Annotated in this window: 20 protein-coding genes and 1 pseudogene; 8 read left to right on the top strand and 13 right to left on the bottom strand. The window is 39.4% G+C overall.

All coding sequences use genetic code 11. From position 1 onward, the window contains the following. Positions 1-187: 187 nt before the first annotated feature. Positions 188-844 (bottom strand): Uma2 family endonuclease, encoded by a 657-nt coding sequence (locus tag PL8927_RS15220; protein WP_197047430.1) that lies wholly within the window; start codon positions 842-844, stop codon positions 188-190. A gap of 136 nt (positions 845-980) precedes the next feature. Between PL8927_RS15220 and PL8927_RS15215 the strand changes: the two genes are divergently transcribed. Continuing rightward, positions 981-1,838 (top strand): DNA-methyltransferase, encoded by an 858-nt coding sequence (locus PL8927_RS15215; RefSeq protein ID WP_083623050.1) that lies wholly within the window; start codon positions 981-983, stop codon positions 1,836-1,838. Between the two features lie 31 nt (positions 1,839-1,869). Here PL8927_RS15215 and PL8927_RS15210 read toward each other — a convergent pair whose 3' ends face one another. Together PL8927_RS15210 and PL8927_RS15205 are read right to left on the bottom strand one after the other, a co-directional pair. Beyond that, complete coding sequence (locus tag PL8927_RS15210; RefSeq protein WP_083623048.1) at positions 1,870-2,619, bottom strand: ScaI family restriction endonuclease; 750 nt, start codon at positions 2,617-2,619, stop codon at positions 1,870-1,872. An 86-nt stretch (positions 2,620-2,705) separates the two neighbouring features. Next, a complete protein-coding gene (locus PL8927_RS15205) occupies positions 2,706-4,028 on the bottom strand; it encodes a D-alanyl-D-alanine carboxypeptidase (protein WP_083623047.1) in 1,323 nt (440 codons plus the stop codon). A 137-nt stretch (positions 4,029-4,165) separates the two neighbouring features. On the opposite strand from PL8927_RS15205, the gene plsX reads away from it, so the two are divergent. The 4 genes from plsX (at position 4,166) to PL8927_RS15185 (ending at position 8,438) form a co-directional block, all read left to right on the top strand. Beyond that, on the top strand, positions 4,166-5,209 hold the full coding sequence (gene plsX / locus PL8927_RS15200; protein WP_083623044.1) for a phosphate acyltransferase PlsX: 1,044 nt from the start codon (positions 4,166-4,168) through the stop codon (positions 5,207-5,209). Positions 5,210-5,341: 132 nt separating this feature from the next. Beyond that, positions 5,342-6,334 carry a beta-ketoacyl-ACP synthase III gene (locus PL8927_RS15195; RefSeq protein ID WP_083623042.1) on the top strand — a complete coding sequence of 331 codons (993 nt, stop codon included), beginning with the start codon at positions 5,342-5,344 and terminating at the stop codon, positions 6,332-6,334. A gap of 72 nt (positions 6,335-6,406) precedes the next feature. After that, positions 6,407-7,267 (top strand): ACP S-malonyltransferase, encoded by an 861-nt coding sequence (gene fabD / locus PL8927_RS15190; RefSeq protein WP_083623039.1) that lies wholly within the window; start codon positions 6,407-6,409, stop codon positions 7,265-7,267. A gap of 328 nt (positions 7,268-7,595) precedes the next feature. Continuing rightward, the gene (locus PL8927_RS15185; protein ID WP_231506030.1) at positions 7,596-8,438 is read left to right on the top strand and encodes an alpha/beta fold hydrolase; all 843 of its coding nucleotides are present in this window, start codon (positions 7,596-7,598) and stop codon (positions 8,436-8,438) included. Positions 8,439-8,525: 87 nt separating this feature from the next. Here the strand turns inward: PL8927_RS15185 and PL8927_RS15180 are convergent, their stop codons facing one another. From PL8927_RS15180 to PL8927_RS15150, 7 genes are all read right to left on the bottom strand, one after another. After that, positions 8,526-9,029, bottom strand: coding sequence for a cysteine--tRNA ligase (locus PL8927_RS15180; protein ID WP_083623037.1), 504 nt, complete (start codon positions 9,027-9,029; stop codon positions 8,526-8,528). 2 nt (positions 9,030-9,031) lie between these two features. Then, positions 9,032-10,081, bottom strand: coding sequence for an AAA family ATPase (locus PL8927_RS15175; protein ID WP_083623034.1), 1,050 nt, complete (start codon positions 10,079-10,081; stop codon positions 9,032-9,034). A 71-nt stretch (positions 10,082-10,152) separates the two neighbouring features. Further along, entirely contained in the window at positions 10,153-10,908 is a 756-nt protein-coding gene (locus tag PL8927_RS15170) for a metallophosphoesterase family protein (protein WP_083623032.1), read from the bottom strand. 46 nt (positions 10,909-10,954) lie between these two features. Next, positions 10,955-11,698, bottom strand: coding sequence for a DUF1995 family protein (locus PL8927_RS15165; protein ID WP_083623357.1), 744 nt, complete (start codon positions 11,696-11,698; stop codon positions 10,955-10,957). 491 nt (positions 11,699-12,189) lie between these two features. Beyond that, the gene (locus PL8927_RS15160) at positions 12,190-13,506 is read right to left on the bottom strand and encodes a DNA methyltransferase (RefSeq protein WP_083623030.1); all 1,317 of its coding nucleotides are present in this window, start codon (positions 13,504-13,506) and stop codon (positions 12,190-12,192) included. A 32-nt stretch (positions 13,507-13,538) separates the two neighbouring features. Further along, a complete protein-coding gene (locus PL8927_RS15155; RefSeq protein WP_083623029.1) occupies positions 13,539-14,717 on the bottom strand; it encodes a cysteine desulfurase family protein in 1,179 nt (392 codons plus the stop codon). Positions 14,718-14,797: 80 nt separating this feature from the next. Then, positions 14,798-15,199, bottom strand: a complete 402-nt coding sequence (locus PL8927_RS15150; protein ID WP_083623027.1) for a DUF7682 family zinc-binding protein — start codon at positions 15,197-15,199, stop codon at positions 14,798-14,800. Positions 15,200-15,631: 432 nt separating this feature from the next. On the opposite strand from PL8927_RS15150, the pseudogene PL8927_RS29250 reads away from it, so the two are divergent. After that, a pseudogene (locus tag PL8927_RS29250) lies at positions 15,632-15,874 on the top strand (RRXRR domain-containing protein); the annotation flags it as partial. A 44-nt stretch (positions 15,875-15,918) separates the two neighbouring features. Next, positions 15,919-17,010: a sensor histidine kinase gene (locus tag PL8927_RS15140; protein ID WP_083623019.1), complete on the top strand. Its 1,092-nt coding sequence runs from the start codon at positions 15,919-15,921 to the stop codon at positions 17,008-17,010. 33 nt (positions 17,011-17,043) lie between these two features. Here PL8927_RS15140 and PL8927_RS15135 read toward each other — a convergent pair whose 3' ends face one another. Together PL8927_RS15135 and PL8927_RS15130 are read right to left on the bottom strand one after the other, a co-directional pair. Continuing rightward, positions 17,044-17,829: a metal ABC transporter ATP-binding protein gene (locus PL8927_RS15135; protein WP_083623017.1), complete on the bottom strand. Its 786-nt coding sequence runs from the start codon at positions 17,827-17,829 to the stop codon at positions 17,044-17,046. Positions 17,830-17,846: 17 nt separating this feature from the next. Further along, positions 17,847-18,797 (bottom strand): metal ABC transporter solute-binding protein, Zn/Mn family, encoded by a 951-nt coding sequence (locus PL8927_RS15130; RefSeq protein ID WP_083623015.1) that lies wholly within the window; start codon positions 18,795-18,797, stop codon positions 17,847-17,849. 290 nt (positions 18,798-19,087) lie between these two features. Here PL8927_RS15130 and PL8927_RS15125 point away from each other — a divergent pair, with 290 nt between their 5' ends. Next, on the top strand, positions 19,088-21,043 hold the full coding sequence (locus PL8927_RS15125) for a heavy metal translocating P-type ATPase (protein ID WP_083623014.1): 1,956 nt from the start codon (positions 19,088-19,090) through the stop codon (positions 21,041-21,043). Between the two features lie 28 nt (positions 21,044-21,071). On the opposite strand, the gene PL8927_RS15120 is transcribed toward PL8927_RS15125, so the two are convergent. Continuing rightward, the gene (locus PL8927_RS15120; RefSeq protein WP_083623012.1) at positions 21,072-21,650 is read right to left on the bottom strand and encodes a Uma2 family endonuclease; all 579 of its coding nucleotides are present in this window, start codon (positions 21,648-21,650) and stop codon (positions 21,072-21,074) included. Positions 21,651-21,756: the final 106 nt, after the last annotated feature.

The raw sequence follows: 21,756 nt of genomic DNA, 5'->3' as shown, positions 1-21,756 counted from the left end.
ACATTTCCCAAAACCCGTAGGGGCGGGTTCTATACAATCTAACAAATCCCAGAAATAATCTTTGTAAACCCGCCCCACCCCAGTTGAGAAAGAGAAAGAGGGCGGGTTTATTTAGGTTTATTATTATTAACAAATATTCTGGCGAACCCGCCCCTACTAAGGAACACTGCAATTATTGTTAATTGGATTAATTTTTAATAAAATCTTGATGGTCAGTGGTGGCTATTCCCTGTTGTAATATATTTAAAACCTGAGCTAAATTACCCGCTAATAAAGCTTGTTCATCTAACCATAAACCCGGAAATACTTCGCTTTTTAGAATTCCTTCTGAATCTGCTAAAAGTTTAATATATTGTCCTTCTCTTAATCTAAACCAATCTAATTGTTGTTCATACACTCGCCAAATTAAATATTCTTGGACTTGGTTACGACGATAAACCTTTAACTTTTGATGAGCATCAATAGAAGCACTGGAAGCGGCAATTTCAACAAGTAATTCTGGCGCTCCTTCGACATAATCATCTTCACTAATTATTGATTGTCCCCCCTGTTCAATTCTTAATAAAGCATCCGGTTGAGGTTCATTATCTTGATCCAGACGAACAGTTGTATTATCCGCTAAACCGACTCCGGGTGTTGCTGCTTTATAGAAAGCTAACCAACCGATAATAGAAGCATGGGGTTCTCCGTGACTTTTGTAACGTAATGCGGCTGCCATATAGACAATTCCTTCAATTAATTCTGCTTTTTTTTCATCAGACATCGTGGCATAACGACGTTCAAACTCAATCCGAGTTAATTGATCACCGTTTTCTAGGGGGAGAGTTGTTAAAGTGGATACCATATTATCAGAGCTTAACGTTCCTAATATAAACAAGTTTAGCATATTTTAGAAAAATCATTATTGCTTTTGATACAAAATTTAATTATTTTGGTATAATTAAAGTGATTTAATCTTTTCTATATCCTAAAAACAAAAAATGAATTTAACTGAAATAATTGGGATTTTGGGTGAACCTTATTTTAAAACTCAGAACTGCTTGATTTATAATTTAGATTGCTTAGAAGCATTAAAAAAAATTCCTTCTGATAGCTTTAAATTAACCGTTACAAGTCCTCCTTATAACATTGGTAAAGAATATGAAGATTGTTTGCCTCTCAATCAATATTTAAGTTGGTGCATTGAATGGATTCAAGAAATTTTTCGACTGACAAATCCTAACGGTGCATTTTGGTTAAATTTAGGTTATACCTCTATTCCAGGTTCTGCTAAAGCAATTCCGATTCCTTATTTATTATGGGATAAAATACCGTTTTATTTAATTCAAGAGATTGTTTGGAATTATGGAGCAGGAGTTGCTGGAAAAAAGTTCTTTTCACCCCGAAACGAAAAATTTCTCTGGTATGTCAAAGATCCTAATAATTATATTTTTAATTTAGATGAAATTCGTGATCCCAATGTTAAATATCCCAATCAAAAGAAAAATGGTAAAATTAAAGTCAATCCATTAGGAAAAAACCCGACGGATGTTTGGTCATTTCCTAAAGTAACCTCCGGTAAAAATCGTGCTTCTAAAGAACGAACTTCTCATCCTGCACAATTTCCCGTTTCTGTTATTGATCGGATTATTAAAGCCTCTTCTAATCAAGGAGATTTAATTCTAGATCCTTTTTTAGGTTCGGGAACATCTGCGATCGCAGCTTTAAGTTTAAATCGTCCGGTAATTGGTTTTGAAATTAAACCCGAATATTGTGAAATTGCAACTCAAAGAATACAAAATCATTTAGAAGAAATAAATTTCATACAAACTTCATTATTGCCTTTAATTTATAATTAATCTACAAATCTGGTAACGAATAGTTGTTACATTATCTCAATTCTAAATCTTCAAGCTTTTGTTTAAATTCCAACAATTTTTGATTGTTACCTTGATAGTTTTTCAACTCTCGAACTGTTTTAATGCCTTCTGCTTCAAATATTTTAGCTGTCTTTTTGCCAACACCTTTAAGCAATGTGACAGGAGTATTTAACCGATATTCTCCAGTAATAGGGATTAACTTATAGGTGTAAGTCTCTTCACTTAAACCTGCGGCTTGACCTGTTTGTGATAATTGTGCTTTCCAATCTGAATGATCAATCCAACCAAATCTGATCAAGTTGATCATCTGATCGTAAAAATTAACGGTGATATAATAACCCGATTTTTCTTTTTTAGCTAAATCAGGATTTTCCACTGATTTTCCATAGCTGCGATTTCCGAAAATTTTTGAACCCAGTTGACCTGATGTTTTGATCTCAATAGAATAAGATTGATCTGAAATATAAACTAGATCTTTTTCTTCTTTACTAATACCACCCCTCCACAATTGAGGTGCTCTCATTTGTAGTTCTTTAGCAAATAACTTTTCAAAAAAGTAACCAACGACCATAGCAGGAACATCTAAGCTATAAAGTGGTATTGCTAATTCACCTTCTCCAATTGTTGTTTGCCATAAAATATCCCAACTTTTCAAAGCAATTTCTCTAATCATTTCTAAATGAAGCGGATGATTTTCAATTAACTCCTGTGTTTTGGATTTCCATTGCTCAATACTTAAACCTTCATAGGGTGAAGTCATTAAATTTTTTACTCCTTATTCAAACGTTAAAAAGTTTAGGTGTCCCATCTAAACACCTGATATTTGATGATTAAATTAATAAAAATTTATGAAGATGGTGCAACGGTTTGGACTAAAATTTGATTGCGATTCGGATCACCAATACCCGGACGACGACCATCAATATGAGGTTGAATTAATTCGGGTAAGGTATTAGGAGAACCCCATTGACTTACCAATTGTTGTAATAATAAATCCTGATCGGCTCTTAACCCATCTAAATCCGTTCCGCGATTAATAATAGCAAACCAAACTAAACCCCGGTCACGGGTGGGTAAAACCCCGGCTAACGCACTAACATCCGATAACGTTCCAGTTTTTACCGGAGTAGAAACGGGTATTTTTCGGTCTTCTAAAGTTCCTTGGGTGTCTATTCCGGCAATCGGAAATAAATCAGCAACGGTAATATTAGTCTCTTGTAAATATCGAGCTAAAGCCATGAACATTCCGACAACAGCCCTCGGAGAAATTTGATTTTCAGGTTCTAATCCCGAACCATTAATTAACCGAATTTCTTCTATAGGAACTCCTGCCGCTTGTGATACTAATTGCCTAACTGTAGCTGCCCCCCCAACATTAGCCGCTAAAATTTCAGCCATCGGATTATTACTATAAATATTCATTTGTTTAATAATTTCCACTAAGGCTAAAGACTGATGACGGATAATTAATGTTGAATTAGCTCCCCCAAATTGAGAGATTACATTTCCCGCAATCATAACTTGAGGTTTAGCGGTTCCCGGTGTCATTCGAGAATGTTGATAGATAATTTCTTCGTTCCAAGAAGTTGAATTTAATGCTTGTTTTAATAATTCACCCACCTTAAGGGGATCAACTTCATAATTCATATAGAAATTACCCGCAATAATTAAATTCCCTGTTACCCCACGAATTCCCATTTGATTTAGGGTATTTCCTAATGCGATCGCTTCTTCCCAAATAAAAAACGGATCACCATTCCCCGTAATCACTAAATCCCCTTGTACCACACCCCCAACAATCGGCCCAGTGACCCCGATTAACGTCTCAAACCGATGTTCAGGACTCCAAACCTGTAGGGATGCCAAAGAAGTCGCAATCTTCGTCAGAGAAGCCGCAGGTAGGGGTGTTGTCCCCGAATTCTTAGCCAAGGGAACCCAACTCGACTGCACCCAGATCCCCTGTATATCCTTTGAAAGTCCTTTTGCTGATAAGCGATTCAAATATTGCTGCATCACCGCTTCTGCAACCGGATCAGGCTGTTGAGGAAATACGGCTTGCGATAACTCAGTCTCTAAATTGTCCAGTAGAGAGGCATTCAGTCCCGCCTGATCCATCCCCGCCATTTCCAACCAAACACTCACTAATCCCGAACTAATAATATCAATCATATTTAATCGCTAAAAAACATCAAACCAACCCAATACTAAAGAATAAAGGAAAAACTCTTCCCCTGCTCCCGGTGCTCCCCTCTTTTAGACTTGGCAATCTTCCGGTAAAATTTTGAAGGTTTCTCTAACGTTGGTCAATGGGTTCAACTCGCACACGAATTGCAATTGACGCTATGGGCGGAGATCATGCTCCGGCCGAAATCGTTGCAGGGGCAATTATGGCACAGGAAAAATGGGACGTGGAAGTCTTTTTGGTCGGTGATCCCGATCAAATTGAATCCGCCCTCAAACACCACTCTAGCAATTTGCCCCTACCCCAAATTATTCCGGCTGAGGGAACGATCGAAATGCACGAAGAAGCCTTGGGAGCATTGAAACGCAAACCCAAAGCTTCAATTAACGTGGCAATGAATTTAGTTAAGCAAAAAAAAGCCGATGCAGTCGTTTCGGCGGGTCATTCCGGTGCAGCAATGGCTTCGGCTTTGTTGCGTTTGGGACGTCTCCCCGGTATTGATCGCCCTGCTATTGGTGCTGTTTTGCCCACCATGAAGCTTGATTCTCCGGTTTTGGTCTTAGATGTGGGTGCGAATGTTGATTGTCGCCCCAAATTTTTAGAACAGTTTGCCGTAATGGGAACGATTTACAGTCGTTATGTCCTGGGAACGCCTCAACCCCAAGTGGGGTTACTCAATATTGGTGAGGAAGCCTGTAAAGGCAATGATCTGGCAATTCGCACCTATCAACTCCTAGAAAATCATCCTGAAATTGCCTTTGGTGGAAATGCTGAGGGCCGAGATGTCCTCACGGGGAAATTTGATGTGATTGTCTGCGATGGTTTTGTAGGAAATGTGCTATTGAAATTTGCTGAAGGAGTGGGAGAAGCAGTTCTGCAAATGCTCAAGGAGGAGTTAACTTCGGGATTACAGGCAAAATTGGGAACAACGCTGCTGAAACCGAGTTTAATGCGGTTTAAACAACGGGTGGATCATGTTGAACATGGCGGCGCTTTGCTCTTAGGGGTGGCGGGGGTTTGTATTATTAGTCATGGTTCCTCGAAAGGTGCAACGATTGCTAATGCAGTTCGTTTGGCAAAAGAGGCGATCGATAACCAAGTGCTAGAACGCATTCAATCCCAATATCAACAACACTCTCAACCTGATCAAAAAGCTGTCAGTAGTTAATCCTAATTTTAAGGGAAAAGTAAAAAGTAAAATGGCAAAATGTTCTTGTTTTTACCTTTTACCTTTTACCTTTTACCTTTTACCTCGTCACTGATCGCCTTCTTCAAGCTCATGACAAAGAACAGAGGTTCGATGACAATAACAGGCATTGCAATTACAGGCTGCGGATCGGCGACTCCCTCGGTTTTACTCGATAATTATGGACTGTCTGAACGGGTCGCAACTTCCGATGAATGGATTACTTCTCGCACGGGAATTCAGCAGCGACGGTTAGCTGATCCGAATACTTGCTTAAGTGCATTAGCAACATCGGCGGCTAAATCGGCGATCGCTATGGCCCAAATTGATCCTGGGGATATTGATTTGATTATTTTAGCTACATCAACAGCTGATGATCTATTTGGAAGTGCTAGTTTAATTCAAGCTCAATTGGGTGCAACGAAAGCAGTGGCTTTTGATATGACCGCCGCTTGTTCGGGGTTTGTATTTGGGTTAGTTACCGCCTCCCAATTTATTCGGACTGGGGTTTATCAAACTGTTCTTTTAATTGGGGCTGATATTCTATCTCGTTGGGTTGATTGGTCAGATCGTTCCACCTGTATTTTATTTGGTGATGGGGCTGGGGCTGTGATTTTACAGGCGGATGAACGCGATCGCCTCTTGGGATTTGAAATTAGAAGTGATGGCAGACAAAATCAATCTTTAAATTTATCCTATCAACCCCAACCGCAAGAAATATTACCCGGAATTACGATTGGTCAAGGGAGTTATCATCCGATTACAATGAATGGTAAAGATATCTATCGATTTGCTGTTAAAAAAGTTCCAGAAATCATTGAAAAAGCATTATTTAGAGCAAATTTAACTGTTGATCAAATCGATTGGTTAATTCTCCATCAAGCGAATCAACGCATCTTAAATGCGGTCGCAGAAGAGTTAAATATTCCCTCAGAAAAAGTGATTAGTAATTTAGCAAAATATGGTAATACTTCTGCGGCTTCTATTCCCTTAGCCCTAGATGAAGCTGTTCGAGAGGGAAAAATTAAACCCGGCGATCGCATTGTTACTTCTGGTTTTGGCGCTGGATTAACCTGGGGTGCGGCTATTTTTGAATGGGGAAGATAATCAGTTGTAGGGGCGGGGTTTCCCCGCCCAGAATCAGTGTAAAAGTAAACAGTTAATCGTTAAAAAATAAAAATGACAACAACAGCATGGATTTTTCCGGGTCAGGGTTCGCAAAAGATTGGCATGGGGGCAGATTTATTTGAACAGTCTGAACTTCAAGCTCAATTAGAATTAGCTAAAAATATTCTGGGGTGGTCTATTCCTGAAATTTGTAGTGATCCAGAAGATAAAATTTCTAAAACTTTATACACTCAACCGAGTTTATATGTGGTTGAAACGTTACTGGTAGATCAGTTAAAAAAACAAGGGCAATCTCCTAATTATGTTGCAGGTCATAGTTTAGGGGAATATGTGGCTTTATATGCGGCTGGGGTGTTTGATTTTGAAACGGGTTTGAAGTTAGTTAAATGTCGTGCAGAATTAATGGCTAAGACGGCTGGCGGACAAATGGCAGCGTTAATAGGGTTTAATCGAGAACAACTGGAACAACAAATTCAACAAATAGAAAATGTGGTTTTAGCCAATGATAATAGTGACGCACAAGTTGTAATTTCAGGAACTCCTGAAGCCGTTGATCAACTGTTAGCAAATATTAAAGTAAAACGGGCGATTAAATTGAATGTTTCCGGTGCATTTCACTCTCCCTTAATGGCGGAAGCTGCTACAGAATTTCAACAAATTTTAGACGGAATAACCTTTAATTCTGCTGAAGTTCCGGTCTTATCCAATGTTGATCCCACACCCACAACCGATCCAACTCTGTTAAAACAACGTCTAACTCAACAAATGACGGGTTCTGTCCGGTGGCGAGAAATTTGTTTACAATTATCAGCATTAGAGGTTCAACAAGTCGTAGAAATTGGCCCCGGAAATGTCTTGACGGGTTTAATGAAACGGACTTGTCCTAAAATTCTGTTACAAAATATAAGTTAATGGTTGACAGTTGACAGTTGACTGGTACGGGCGGGGTAACCCAAAGCGTGTCAACTTAACGCTAGAAGTAGGCGCTTAAACCCGAATTCACGCGCTATCTGATTCCCAGTCAACGATCCCCCCTAACCCCCCTTAACAAGGGGGGAACAGGAGATCCAAGTCCCCCTTTTTAAGGGGGATTTAGGGGGATCTAATCTCGGCTTTAATCACGGGTTTTCGGCTTAAGTTGACACCCATGGGGGTAACCCCGCCCCTACGAACGTGAACCGACAACCAACAACCGTCAACGGTCAACCGTCAACAACCAACCGCCAACCCCAGCTAAATTATGACTGTTTCTTCCTTAACATCATCCAGAGTCACGGAAAACACCCTAAATTTTCTCAAACCCACTTCTCCTCGACCAGATTTACCGTTATTTTTGTTTTTACCGGGAATGGATGGAACAGGTCAACTGTTTAATGTTCAAATTCCTCGGTTAATGGATGCGTTTGAAATTCGTTGTTTAACGATTCCGAAAACTGATCAATCTGACTGGGAAACCTTAGCTAAAAAAACCATAGATTTAATTGAAGTTGAACGCCAAGCTAACCCCAAACGGGAGATTTATTTATGTGGAGAATCCTTTGGCGGATGTTTAGCTTTATTAGTCGCAATTGTTGCTCCTGAATGGTTTAGTCGTTTAATTTTAGTTAATCCGGCTTCATCCTTTAAACAACGACCTTGGTTAAGATGGGGTTCCTATTTAACTCAATGGCTTCCTGATTGGTTTTATCCCGGTTCAGTAATCGGTTTACTGCCGTTTTTGGCGTCTTTAGGACGAATTGAAGCCTCAGAACGTCAAGCGTTATTAGCAGCAATGAATTCAGTTCCTAAAGAAACATCAGCATGGCGATTAGAATTATTGCAAGGGTTTAAACCAAAAGAATCCCATCTTCGTGAGATTAATATTCCGGTTTTAGTAATTGCGAGTGGTGCTGATCGATTATTACCTTCTGTTTTAGAAGGACAATTTTTAACTCAAACTTTACCTAATGCTCAAATGGTGGTTTTACCCGATAGCGGTCATGCGTGTTTATTAGAAAATGATATTGATTTATATACGATTATTCAGGCTTATTGTGCTTCTGAAGAAAGCGATCGCCTGGTTCAATATCAAACTGAATTTTAACATTTAATATGGAGATTTATCGGCTCCAGAAGATATTAGCCTGCACATCTCCTCACTGTAAATTGAACTCACATTAATATAGGTGAATCACGTCACTGTCCATTCTAAGCCTCGCATCTGAGTAGACTCAACAACCTTTGGATGCGGGTCAATCGGTTTGATCAAGGTTCTTAGTTTTAGTTGTACATTGGAAGGATCAATAGCACGCGGAAATAGTTTTGAGTCTTTTTCTGGTTGTTCAAGATGTAGCACCACCCGTAATTGAGTGGTTTTCAGAACCTTCCCGGCAAAATTACATTCTTCAATTACCGAAGCATTAATTTTGGCAGGTAGCATAGCAGCAAGGGTAGAGAACACCTTCTTTGCCACTTCATCGGCCAAATCTATAGTTTTTGTCCGAGGATGCTGACGATAATCCTTGACTTCAATAAGCCATGTGACTTGGTTTTCAATAGCGAGAAGATCAACTGCCTTAATACCGTCCCACATCTTAGAGAATTGGTTCTGGTAAAAAGCCCAGTCGTCATACTTAGTGACGCTCCATGAGTCTGGAAAATCAAACGTCAAACTATCAACGGTGACAGTCACCATGCTCAGTCTCCACTATCCAGAAAGCGGTCAGATTGGGCAAGATCTTCATCTAGTGCAGCGATGTCCCCAATCTCATCAATTGCATCTCCTTGTTTGACCATAACACTACCATCTGAGAAGTGTAATCCAAAAAATCGTGCATTAAGTCCGGGGTTAGATTTGTTAGTCATCAGTATTTCAAGCTCGCGCAATAGAAATAAGCTATGAGTAGCAATAAATACTTGGATGCCTGCACTACTTAGATTCACGATGCTCTGAGCCACCTCTCTGATAAGACGCGGGTTGAGATTTGCTTCAGGCTCGTCCCAGAATAAAGCACCTTTGTCCAGTAACACGCCAGTTGCAATTAGACGTGCCAACATCGCCAGCTTACGCTGTCCTTCTGCAACGAGAGGCATCTCAAATCGACCACGCTCATTCTTCAAATAAAAACGCCCATTTGTATCTAGCTCGATTGAACCACTCATTGCCGACTCAAGCGGTTTCAACAACTCCTGAATTCGTTTCTCCTTGGGCCCTCGCTGCAAAGGGGCACCAAGGAGCAGACAAGTGTCTCGCCAAGTCTCCTCAAACTCAAGATAATGACCTTCGTATACTGAGACAAAATTTGGGAAAATGGTAAGTAATTCACGGGTTGGAAGATAGACTGCCGCCGCATCAAGCCAATGCTCTGGGACTTGCTCTAGTAAAACTTCTGTCTTACTATTAGTGGCGAAGCTAAAGGCAAAATTGAACTGTCTATTTTTAAAGTTTAGTTTGATATCGCATCTCTCACGCCCTTGTTTCCGTCGAGCAAGTCGTCCAAGAGACTCAGGACGAAACACATTAACAAGCTTTTCTGCTAACCGAGTTTGTATTAAAGCTTTTGTTGGCAAGCTACTTGTTGGTTTTCGCCCTTCTTCCCAACTGGTAGCAAGTGCTGAATAAGCCATCTTAAGAAGATGAGTTTTTCCCGTTCCGTTCTCTCCAACTATCACATTAAGATATTTGGAGAACTGGAGATCAGCTTCGGGAAAAACTGTCAAGTTTTTAATAATTAAATTATCTAACACGGATTACTCCTCAAGTGTCATGATTATATTTCAGATTCAACAGGTCATCTTTTAAGAATTGAACCGAAATTTTAAGGTCTAACATAACTTAATCGCGCTAATAAAGAAGGCGGTTTTAAATGAGTAACAATCCGATTTAAGGGTAAAATCCGAATTTGGTTATGATGGAGAACATTCACCTGATAAACTTTTTTATTGGTAATATCCAATCCGGTTAACCAGCCACTTCTGGCATGGTAAACCCCCGTATCAATTCCTAACCACCCCTGACCCTGAACTAACTGTCCCGGTTCTATGCCATCAAAGGTAAAGGTGATTGTATGACCGACAATAATTAACTTATTAGCAAAATAGGGTTTAGGGATATTGTGAAATTCTCGCCGTATCCAACAAAATTCATCTTCATTTTGTTCTTTAATCGACAATTTGGGATGGACACCCGCATGAACGAGCCAAACATCTCCTAAATCCAGATATAAAGGTAAAGAGGCCATCCAATGAACATGATCCCTGGGAATAATCCCTATATCCTGATAACTGGTAATGGTGGTTAGACCGCCACTGTATAACCAGGCTTGCCAAGCTTGAGGATTTTTTCCATCTTCAGGCAAAGCATTTAACATCAGTTGTTCATGGTTGCCCCGTAAACAGTGATAGGGGCTATTTTTGACGAATTCAACGACCTGGGCGCTTTTAGGGCCACGATCAATTAAATCTCCTAAAAAATACACTTGATCATTTGCACCCGGAGCAAGACGCTCTAAAAGGGTTATTAGCCCGTCATAATGCCCGTGTACGTCACCAATAACAATGCGTCGAGTCAGCATTTTGATTCACTTGCACACAGTTAGAGGATGTTCGTCGGAACAGGAATTATTGGCTTAAGGCGCGAATAAAACTCTGAAGTCCAGACAAAACACCTTTTTTGGGCCGTTGGACAGGTTGTCCCACTGACTCATCACTTCCTTGAGTCACCTGTGCCAAAATCAGATCCAGTTCATCCCCGACAGGTTTTGTCGCTTGTTCGGCTATTAACTGGTACTGCCCATCAATTTCTAACCAAACTTCCCAGATTGAAGGATAACAACGTCTGAGTGCGGCACCTTCTAAGAATTTGAGATAATAACAAGACTCAATGGTCTTGATAAACCGTTCGCGTAACTGACGAGCAGCGTATCCTATTCCTATAATAGCAATATCTTCGAGTTTTGGATTCAGTAAAATTACGGGACGATCTCCGGCCAATTGAGACAATTTTTCCATCTGTGCCACTTCTACAGCCGAAGGAGATACGACTAAAAACTGTTGATCTTCGGGTTCTAAGCGAGTTTCAACGGGAGAGCGAGAGGTTCCTAAATCTGTTACCCGAAAACAGGTTTTTCCCCAGTCCCGACGGGCTAAAGCTGCGGCGCCTGTATCGGGAAATAAGACAACTAATTGACGATCAGGTTGTTCGATAACTGGAATAAATTCTTGGGCAATAGATTGCGCTTCTAGTTCAATTTCAGGAAAAACTAATTCAACTTGAATTAACTTATAACCATCAGCTAAAGCTGCTTTAGTTGCTTGTTTAGCTTGTTCAATTGCTTCTTCTAAGCTGTTAGGGAGTTGGGACATAACTGCAATGTGATTATTAAGGTTTTTGATCGAGTTGCTGTTGTTTGTTAATTTATCTTGAGTATAACCCTCTTCGGGCTTGTAACCAAGCTTGTAAATCGAAATCAATAAAATAGGTGTGTATCCTCTATCCTTTAATTCTTTAGCGTGTTCTCTGAAGTTTTTTAAAGTTCCTATATCTCCCGATCCAATTCTATATTTTGTATCAATAGCATCAGTTCCGATCCTTAAATCACATAATTCATCTTTTCCTGCGGGATAAAAGTCTGCACAACTTTGTCTGCAAACTTCAATAACCAGACGTTCCCAACATTTCCCTAACTCTCTCCCCCAATACTGTTTATTGAGATCTTTGATTTCTTGTGTTAAGCCAAAAACCACCATTAAATCATCTTCTTCCGACAATTTATTTATAAACTTTTTGTCAGTGAATGATAGACTATACTGTTGTAAAATTGATTCAAGTGGGTCATCATCAATTGAATTAAACATTAATTTAATTTCTCCAGAACAATAGTAGTATCATGTTTGATCGTTCCTGCCCAATTAACGTTTCTTGGAAGATTCAAACGCCGATTTTTCAACAGAAGATTAAAAGTGAATATTTGCTTAAAGCCCAAGTCAAAAGCTATTTCTGATAAAAGAGAAGCAACGGGTATCTCCACACCACAAATATTACTAACATCACCTACAGAAAAACAGTAATACCCACCTTTTTTTAATACCTTTAAACTCTGTAAAAAATGTGATTTCATATCCATAAAATATTGATAAACAACTCTAGATCTAAGTTGATTTTGACCTGAAGTTGCTTGATATCTTTTCCCATAATAGATATCTTCGATTAACCGATCTAAATGTAAATAGCCAGTTTTTCCTAATTCTTTACACTCCTGCTTTGGGATTCGTTCAGTTCCGATTTCTTTAGAGTATAAGTTTAAACGTTCCTGGTTGCTATTCACCAATCCTAACCAATGCAGTTCAAACTTAGAAGCCCAAACATAATCAATTGCATTAATATAGGGTGGAGAAGTAATAATTGCATCAACTTTTAATTGTTCTGGAAGTTGGCGAGCATCTTGAGAGGAGAGTTGTTGAATTTTAGCATCAAATTTATTTAAGAAAGGGTTCCATTCCACAAACGCTTCAATAGATTGTTTAACATAGTGTTGAAAATATTGAAATACATCTGAACGGGAACGAATAGGGATTTTCTCAATATGGGAACGTCGGGCTGCCAAAATCATGCCATCATTCATATTAGAAGTTTTTCTAACGGTTGAGGCAAATGCTAACCAAAGTAAGGGTTGAAGGCTAGATTCAGCTAATAAAATCTGTTCTCTTAAAAGTTCTAATCCTTCTTGTACAGGTTGCTGAAACCAAAAATCTTTATTGGAAAAATTGATGGTTGCGGGTGCAAACTTTTGGGTAGATGTTTTTTCAATAATTTGGGTTGTTGCTTCTAAAATCTCCTGGGTTGAAAATACAGTGGTTTTAACTTGGCAAATTAAACAACTGAGAGGGTGATAGTCTAACCAGTAGGCTGAAATATTTTGTTGAATGGCTTCTAATAAAGTTGTACCTGAGCCACAAAATGGGTCAAGAATCGTAAAATCAGGATCAGCATATTTTTTGAGAAACCAACGAGGAATCTCTGGGATAAATTTTGCAGGTTGGAATCCTAAAGAATAGACTTTTATAGGGGGAACTCTTTCAACAGTTATAAACTTTTCAGACTCCAGATTATCAGGAATTTCTCCGACAATCTGTGAATAGGAACGAAACTGTTGTTCAACTGTATTGATCATACTCTTTAGAATTATACCAACCTGATTTTAAGTTAAACACTCATGGCTAACAACTGATTTGGAATTAGTCGTTCTAAGACTTGTTTGAGAACCATTGCTGTCCAATCAATATCCGCTTCGGTGGTATCCCGTCCCAAGGTGAACCGAATCCCTCCTAAAGCCGCAGTTTCCTCATATCCCATTGCTAATAAAATCGGACTGGGACTGAGTTTACCACTGCTACAAGCCGAACCTGCACTAATGCCAATTCCAGCTAAATTCAGTTGACGGACTAGGGTTTTTCCCGTCAGGGTTTTGGGGTCAATGTGTTTGGGGGGGATCACAGAGAAACTAACGTGATGGGGTAAACGATTTAAGCGATCGCCTGTGGGTAATAAATAGGGCACATCGGCTAATAAGTCAAATAAGCGATCGCGTAACCCCATTAACCGCAGCATTTCTGTTGTCAGATCCTGATCCGCTAATTCGCAGGCTAACCCAAATCCGGCTATCGTGGGAACCCCCTGCGTCCCAGAACGCAGTTGAAATTCCTGTCCTCCTCCCCCGAATAAAGGCGTTAACCCTACCGTATCCCGAACATATAAAGCCCCGGCTCCTTGGGGGCCATACAATTTATGACTGGATAGGGATAATAAATCAACGGGTAAATGCTGCACGTCCACAGGTAAACGTCCCGCCACCTGTACCGCATCGGTATGGAACAGAACCCCGTGAGCATGGGCAATTTTGCCTAAGGTTTCGATGGGTTGCAATGTTCCGACTTCACTTTGGCCATAAATAATCGACACTAACACCGTATTCGGTTGAATGGCCGCTTGTAAGTCCAACGGGTGAATGCGTCCGCGACTGTCTACGGGTAAGTGGGTGATTTGCCATCCCCACTGTTCCAGAAGTCGTGCAGGTTCAGCAATGGCCGAATGTTCCACCGCAGAAATAATCAGATGTTGGGGTTGAGAATATTGACGAGCGACGCCCATAATGGCGAGGTTGTCCGCTTCCGTTCCCCCAGAAGTAAAAATAATCGATTCCGGTGGAGCATTAATCAGATGAGCCACTTGTATTCTAGAGCGTTCTAAAACCGTTGCCGCCCTCTGACCCCACTCATGAATACTAGAAGGATTTCCCCACTGTTGAGCCATCACCCTTTGCATCAGGGTGATCACTTCAGTTCGGGGAGGAGTGGTTGCACTATAGTCGAGGTAGATTTGCATGGATATTTCTAAATCAAAAGTTGAGTTTTCTTTTCAAGGGAAAAATTAAAAAGGTTAGGATTTAGAGTGGTTTGGGTGCATTAATCTCCGGGTTTACAAACGTTGTAATCTTCATGAGAGAGAACTTTTTGGGGAACGAGGAAATTACCACTATCTTGACAAAGCATTCGATAATTCCGCGTGACGGGAATACTGATAATAAATCGATTATGGCGAAGTCGCTTCCCCCCAAAGTCTCGATAACTTTTCTGGTCATTTAAGCCAGCAATAATCGCCCTGGCTTTAATCACCACATAATCCGGTAAGCCTCTCAGGTCAATAATATCCTGAGCAAAGGAGGCTTCCCACTGTTGTTTTTTGGTTCGTTTGTCCTCAATGGCCTGATGGTGGGAATCCTTTGTCACCTCTTGTTGATTACAACGATGACAGATTTTCCCATATCCTTTATGGCCACAGGGAAATGTCCTCTTTCGTTTTGGCATAGCACAGCAGTGAGGGTTATTACCCGCGCCTACAAGCCCTGAACCAGTGCTTACGGCGCTCACAGACGGTTAAAAAGTGTGACATCCTTTTAACTCGGTAGCTTGGCAGAAATTAAGTTAATCTCCCCCCTATTAATAGATTACCCGAATCAGGAGGCAGGAGTTGAACCGTCATCCGTTAGCAGCCCCGTGACCTCAGTTTTACAGGAAACTCGGAAAAATCCCTTGTTTGTTGTTCCTCTTGCTGTCAAACTGTTAATAGAACCTATTCATTGTTTTGATTAATTGTGGATCAATTCAGCCGAATTTCGTTGCGATTAAGTTTAACTGTATTACTGGCTTTGAGTTTGGATGCTTGTGTTAAAACTTCATCCCAATCTGTCTTAAAGCCCCGTTTACAACCTTTACCTCAAGATCCTTTAATTCAAGTTTATTTTAATCATTCTGAAGCGTCAGTTTATCCAGAACCCTATCGTCNAAGCTCGATTGTTATTGAATCAAGGTCAAGCTGCTGTTTATCGTCGTTATCCGTTTACTATTATCTTAAAGGAGTCAAAACCCGCACCAGAAATACAACAAATAACCCTCAAAATTGATCCGGGTTCAAAAACCACTGGAATTGCATTAGTTCAGGGAAACAAAGTAATTTGGGGCGCTGAATTAACTCATCGAGGTGATTAACCAAGATTTAATAGAGTCCTGAAGGACTCACTACTAATATGGCTAAAATCGGTTTACGAGGACGTTTATTTTTATCCCATCTGTTAGTGATGTTAATTGGGGTGACATCCTTAGTAATTATTGGAAAAATTTATTCTCCTCGGTTTTTCGTCAGTAATTTAGAACAACTAGAAGGCCCAGGATTTCGGTTACAATATATTAGAACTCGTCTTGTAAAAGGCTTTGAAATTGCTTGGAACCGCAGCACCTTTTGGTCAGTTCTAGCCGGAACAAGCGCCGCCGTTGGACTCAGTTATTGGTTAACAAAAAGAATTACCCAACCCCTCACCCAAATGGAAGAAATTACCCAGAAATTTGCTTCCGGGGAATGGTCAGAACGAATGTCTTATAGTGATATTCCTGAATTAAATCAATTAGCCATGAGCTTTAATCAAATGGCGGCGAGTTTACAAAATGTTGAAAAAGGACGGCGAGAACTAATTAGTGATTTAACCCATGAATTAAGAACTCCGTTAACCGTTGTTAGGGGTTATTTAGAAGAGATAGCCGATGGTCACATTGAACCTTCTCCCGAAATTTATCAACAATTAGCTAAAGAAACCAAACGCCTAGAACGATTAGTTAACGATTTACAGGAACTCTCAAAAGTTGAATCTGGTTATTTATCTATCCATCAAAAACCCGTTAATTTATATCCTTTATTAGCATCCTTAGTCCAACGATTTTCCGATCAACTGTTAGAAGATGGGCCGATTATTCAATTAGAGTCTAAACGCGATTTACCTTTAGTTTTAGCTGATTTAGATCGAACCGAACAAATTTTAGTCAACTTATTAGGAAATGCGATTTGTTATACCGAAACGGGAACAATTACCGTTAAAATAGAAAATGATTTAAGCTTTCTTTGGATTTCAGTCATTGATACTGGAATTGGTATTTCTCCAGAAGATTTACCCCATGTTTTTGAACGCTTTTGGCGAGCAGATCGTTCCCGTTCTCGACATTCAGGAGGAACCGGAATTGGGTTAGCAATTACCCGGCGTTTAGTCGAATTACAAGGAGGAAAAATTTCTGTTTCTAGTCGTTTAGGAGAAGGAAGTATCTTTAAATTTTCACTTCCCCTAACCTAAAACATTACAACCTATTTAGGATGGTCGAGAGAGTTAAATATCTCCTGTATTGCTGTAGGTTTGTTCTAACATTTTTGGAGTGATATGTTGTTCTCCATGATAGTGTAAACGACGATTTAAACATCCGACGGTTTTGACATAGGAAGACATTGTATTAATATCATGAGTAATCATTACAATTGTCATATATTCATTGAGTTTAAGCAATAATTCATAAATACTGCTGCACATTTTGGGATCAACGCTGGCGGTGGGTTCATCGAGGAGTAAAATTTGGGGTTCACTCGCTAACGCTCTCGCAATATAAACCCGTTGTCGTTGTCCTCCCGATAATTCCCCAATAGGTCGATTTCTTAAGTCTAACATTTCTACTTTTTCTAAAGCCTGAATCACAATTTCTTCATCTTTTTTCGTATAGGGTTGGAATAAAGAACGCTTTCCTAACCGGCCCATTCTCACCACCTCATTCACCCGGACGGGAAAATTGCGATCAAATTCTAAAATTTGAGGAGCATAACCCAAATAACGCCGACCTTGGGGAACAGAACGACCCATAATTTTAACATCTCCTTTTAACGGTTTAAGTAACCCTAAAAGCACTTTAATTAATGTGGTTTTCCCCCCACCATTGGGGCCGATTAATCCTAAAAAATCTAATTCATAAACCGTTAAATTAATCGCTTCTAAAATGGGTTCATGAGCATCATAACCCGCCCAAACTTGGCTTAAACGGATGACTTCATTTTTTTGCTCAGGCTTTGGGGATAACTTTTGGGAATTTGACACAGATGTAAAGGTAAAATTAGGAATAGAAATCATGGCTAAGTTAAAATAAATTACGGGGTTAAGGTTTGAGATAAGGTTTCAGAAACTTTCAGTAAATTATTAGACCAATTTTCATCTAAATCACTAATAACAATAACTTTGGCATCAATTTCTTTGGCTAACATTTCCGCAGAACGGGGACTAAATTCCGGTTGAGTAAAAATAATTTTAATATTCTCCTGTTTAGCCTCAGAAATTAAATCCGCTAATTCCGCAGCGCTGGGTTCTTGTCCTCCGACTTCAATGGGTTCTTGTTCTAAGTTATAATCCCTGGCAAAATAGCCCCAAGCGGGATGAAAAACCATAAATTTACGGTTTTTGACGGGGGCTAAATTCTGGCTAATTTGTTGATCCAGTTGTTCAATTTCGGTGATAAAATTATTCAGGTTAGCTTGATATTCAGCCTGACGTTTAGGGTCAATTTTGACTAAGCCATCATAAATATTTTGAGCTTGAATTTTAACTAATTTAGGAGAAAGCCAAATATGAGGATCTAATGTTTCTTCTGCTTGATGATTTTCTTCATGATGATGGTGATGTTCCACCATAGGAATTCTCTCAATCCCTTGAGTTGAATCCACGATTAACATTTGTTGATTAGCTGCCTTAATTCGATCCATCCAAGCCGTTTCAAAAGCAATTCCAGTGGTAATATAAGCTTGAGCATCATTTAAAGATTGTAACTGTTGAGGTTTAGGTTCATAGTTATGTAAATCAACTCCAGGAGGAACCATAACATTGACTCTAACATTCTTACCCCCAATTTTTTCAACAAAATATTTTTGCGGGATAATACTAACGGTAATATCGACAATATTATTAGGAGTTTCTGTTGCTGTTTCCGCCACTGTTGGAGAATTATTCTCCGCCGAACTTATGGGTGTAGAAACGCTGTTACATCCACTGATTAAACCGATTCCTAATAACAATGTCACCATAGGGGTATAAATCCACAATCTCATATTGATGTCCTCAATACCGTTTTACACCGAGTTAGCCCAGCACACTTCCCGAAGCAACCGAATTGGGATGGGACTGAGCCTAAGTATAATGATAATCGTTTTCAAAATTTTTGGGAAGAGGGTTTTACCCTAGATCCTCAGAGACAGGTTTTGGGAGGTTGCTGTCAACACCAGATGTTCTTCAAATACTCCTCCTCAAACAAAGGTGAATACTCAACTCATCCCAAATCTAAAATTCAAAATTCTTAGTCACGGTTTATGCTAAAAACAGCGTTCTTTTTTCTCTTGTAATGACTCAACGTTCTAATTCCCCAATTTCTGTGCTTACATTTCTTCAGCACTATTCTGAAATGATTGCAGCGATAGTTTGTGCTGTTTTAGTGTTTATGGGTTGGGTTTGCTTACAAATAGGTTGGCTGGGATTAGCCTTTTTAGTCTTACCGATGGCTTATGTCATTGGTGGTTATGAAAGTGGGAAACAGGGGTTAACAACACTCCTGAAAGAAAAACAATTCGATGTTGATTTATTAATGATTGTAGCTGCTTTAGGAGCCGCTATTTTAGGAGTTTGGAAACAGGATTATTTTTTAATCATTGATGGGGGAATTTTAATCTTAATTTTTGCTTTCAGTGGTGCTTTAGAAAGTATTGCGATGAGACATACGGAGCGCAATATTCAGAAATTAATGGGATTAACACCCGATACCGCCACAGTCATTGACAATCAACAGGAGCAAAAACTTCCGATCAATCAATTAAAAATTGGAGATATTATTTTAGTGAAACCGGGAGAAAGAATTCCCACCGATGCGATTATTTTATCCGGGAATAGTCCGATCAATCAATCAGCAATTACAGGAGAATCGATTCCTGTTGATAAAACGATTGGTGATGAAGTTTTTGCGGGAACATTAAATGGAAATGGAGTATTACATTTAAAGGTTCATCAACCACCTGAAAGCAGTTTAATTCAACGGGTGATTCAGTTAGTTGAACAAGCCCAAACCGAAGCCCCTCCCTCTCAACAATGGATGGAAAAATTTGAACGAGGTTATGCTAAAGTTATCATAATAATGGGTCTAGCATTAGGAATTTTACCCCCGTTATTCCTGGGTTGGGATTGGGAAACCACGATTTATCGGGCTTTAATCTTTTTAGTTGTTGCTTCTCCCTGTGCGTTGATGGCATCAATTATGCCCGCATTATTATCAGGAATAGCTACTGGAGCAAGACATGGAATTTTATTTAAAAATGGGGCGCAATTAGAAAAAATTGGCCGAATAAAAGCGATCGCTTTTGATAAAACGGGAACCTTAACAACGGGAAAATTAACCATTGTTGATATTATTCCGATTTCCGGGATTTTAGAAACGGAATTATTGCAATTAGCCGTAGCAGTGGAGTCGGTTTCAGAACATCCCATTGGACAAGCGATCGCTGAATTTGCCCGGGAAAAAAATATTCCCCGAATTACCGCTATTAATGTCGCGACTCAAATCGGAGAAGGAATTATCGGAAAAGTTGATCAGGATCAGATTTTTGTGGGAAAATTAGAGTGGATTCATCAACATGATATTGAAGTTAATCCTGAGTTAGTCGAAATTAGTGATCATTTAGAAACCGATGGAAAAACGGTGGTTTGGGTCGCTAAAAATCAACAAACTTTAGGCTTAATTGCGGTGGCGGATACCGTGCGTTTAGAGGCGAAAACCTTAATTAAAAACTTGAAAAAATTTGGTATTGAACAGGTCGTGATGCTGACCGGAGATCATCAAAGAACCGCAGATAGTGTGGCAAAACAGTTGAATATTGATCTGGTTTATGCTAATTTGTTACCAGAGGATAAATTAACCATTGTTCGACAATTAAAAACCCGTTATCAAGGGGTGGCAATGGTAGGAGATGGGATTAATGATGCTCCCGCTTTAGCCTTAGCAGATGTGGGCATAGCCATGGGGGGTGCTGGAAATGATGTAGCCCTAGAAACAGCCGATATTGTGTTAATGACGGATCAATTGGGTAAGATATTAAAAGCGATTAAACTGGGTCGTCGGGCTAATCGAATTATTCAACAAAATATCGCCTTTGCTCTTTCATTTATTGTAATCTTATTAATCTCTAACTTTTTTGGTTCTATTAATATGCCTATGGGGGTAATTGGACATGAAGGGTCAACGGTATTGGTAACATTAAGTGGTTTACGGTTATTAAAAAGTAGTTCTTCTAGACTAACTATGATAAATTAGGGGAAAAACTTAGGTTAATAGAAAATAATTAAAATAGAGGTAAGTTTAAAATAAATTCTGGTAATACATTTTCCCCTGATAAAGTTGTGGGTAATGGGACAATTTCAACGGTTTGATGAGGACGATAAATTTCTACTTGTTGTGCTTGAGGATTAATTAACCAACCTAAACGCAAACCACTGTTAAGATATTCCTGCATTTTTGCTTGAAGTTGGGTTAGGGAGTCAGTACGAGAGCGTAATTCAATCACAAAATCAGGACATAAGGGGGGGAATTTTTCTTGTTCTTCTGCTGTTAGTAATTCCCAACGTTCCTTCTCAACCCAAGCCACATCAGGAGAGCGATCGCCACCATTCGGTAAACGAAAGATAGTTGAAGAACTAAACACTTTTCCGAGTTGAGTTTGACGATTCCAAATTACTAAATCAGCATTCAAATCTGATTCTCGATTACCACTGACTCCACCAACGGGGGGCATAATTATTAATTCTCCTTTAGCTGTTCTTTCTAGTTGCCAATTTTCATTATCTTGGCAAAGTTGATAAAATTGATCGTTGCTTAAGGTGACATTTTTGAAACTTAAAATAATAGGTTCTGAAGTAATCATTTTGCCATCCTAATACTAAGGGATACATAATAAGAGATCGACCTCTCGGAAAGTGACACAAGAGGGATATTCATTATGAAGCGATCGCTCTTTAATTTTACTGTAT

The organism is Planktothrix serta PCC 8927 (assembly GCF_900010725.2).
Taxonomy (GTDB): Bacteria; Cyanobacteriota; Cyanobacteriia; order Cyanobacteriales; family Microcoleaceae; genus Planktothrix; species Planktothrix serta.
The sequence above is the reverse complement of the archived record's forward strand: the minus strand, read 5'-3'. Positions and strand labels throughout refer to the sequence as shown.

What these genes read in the sequence shown, in the direction of transcription:
- PL8927_RS15220 (WP_197047430.1), bottom strand. Translation starts at nt 844, where the DNA reads ATGGTATCCACTTTAACAACTCTCCCCCTAGAAAACGGTGATCAATTA.
- PL8927_RS15215 (WP_083623050.1), top strand. Translation starts at nt 981, where the DNA reads ATGAATTTAACTGAAATAATTGGGATTTTGGGTGAACCTTATTTTAAA.
- PL8927_RS15210 (WP_083623048.1), bottom strand. Translation starts at nt 2,619, where the DNA reads ATGACTTCACCCTATGAAGGTTTAAGTATTGAGCAATGGAAATCCAAA.
- PL8927_RS15205 (WP_083623047.1), bottom strand. Translation starts at nt 4,028, where the DNA reads ATGATTGATATTATTAGTTCGGGATTAGTGAGTGTTTGGTTGGAAATG.
- plsX (WP_083623044.1), top strand. Translation starts at nt 4,166, where the DNA reads ATGGGTTCAACTCGCACACGAATTGCAATTGACGCTATGGGCGGAGAT.
- PL8927_RS15195 (WP_083623042.1), top strand. Translation starts at nt 5,342, where the DNA reads ATGACAATAACAGGCATTGCAATTACAGGCTGCGGATCGGCGACTCCC.
- fabD (WP_083623039.1), top strand. Translation starts at nt 6,407, where the DNA reads ATGACAACAACAGCATGGATTTTTCCGGGTCAGGGTTCGCAAAAGATT.
- PL8927_RS15185 (WP_231506030.1), top strand. Translation starts at nt 7,596, where the DNA reads ATGACTGTTTCTTCCTTAACATCATCCAGAGTCACGGAAAACACCCTA.
- PL8927_RS15180 (WP_083623037.1), bottom strand. Translation starts at nt 9,029, where the DNA reads ATGGTGACTGTCACCGTTGATAGTTTGACGTTTGATTTTCCAGACTCA.
- PL8927_RS15170 (WP_083623032.1), bottom strand. Translation starts at nt 10,908, where the DNA reads ATGCTGACTCGACGCATTGTTATTGGTGACGTACACGGGCATTATGAC.
- PL8927_RS15165 (WP_083623357.1), bottom strand. Translation starts at nt 11,698, where the DNA reads ATGTCCCAACTCCCTAACAGCTTAGAAGAAGCAATTGAACAAGCTAAA.
- PL8927_RS15160 (WP_083623030.1), bottom strand. Translation starts at nt 13,506, where the DNA reads ATGATCAATACAGTTGAACAACAGTTTCGTTCCTATTCACAGATTGTC.
- PL8927_RS15155 (WP_083623029.1), bottom strand. Translation starts at nt 14,717, where the DNA reads ATGCAAATCTACCTCGACTATAGTGCAACCACTCCTCCCCGAACTGAA.
- PL8927_RS15150 (WP_083623027.1), bottom strand. Translation starts at nt 15,199, where the DNA reads ATGCCAAAACGAAAGAGGACATTTCCCTGTGGCCATAAAGGATATGGG.
- PL8927_RS15140 (WP_083623019.1), top strand. Translation starts at nt 15,919, where the DNA reads ATGGCTAAAATCGGTTTACGAGGACGTTTATTTTTATCCCATCTGTTA.
- PL8927_RS15135 (WP_083623017.1), bottom strand. Translation starts at nt 17,829, where the DNA reads ATGATTTCTATTCCTAATTTTACCTTTACATCTGTGTCAAATTCCCAA.
- PL8927_RS15130 (WP_083623015.1), bottom strand. Translation starts at nt 18,797, where the DNA reads ATGAGATTGTGGATTTATACCCCTATGGTGACATTGTTATTAGGAATC.
- PL8927_RS15125 (WP_083623014.1), top strand. Translation starts at nt 19,088, where the DNA reads ATGACTCAACGTTCTAATTCCCCAATTTCTGTGCTTACATTTCTTCAG.
- PL8927_RS15120 (WP_083623012.1), bottom strand. Translation starts at nt 21,650, where the DNA reads ATGATTACTTCAGAACCTATTATTTTAAGTTTCAAAAATGTCACCTTA.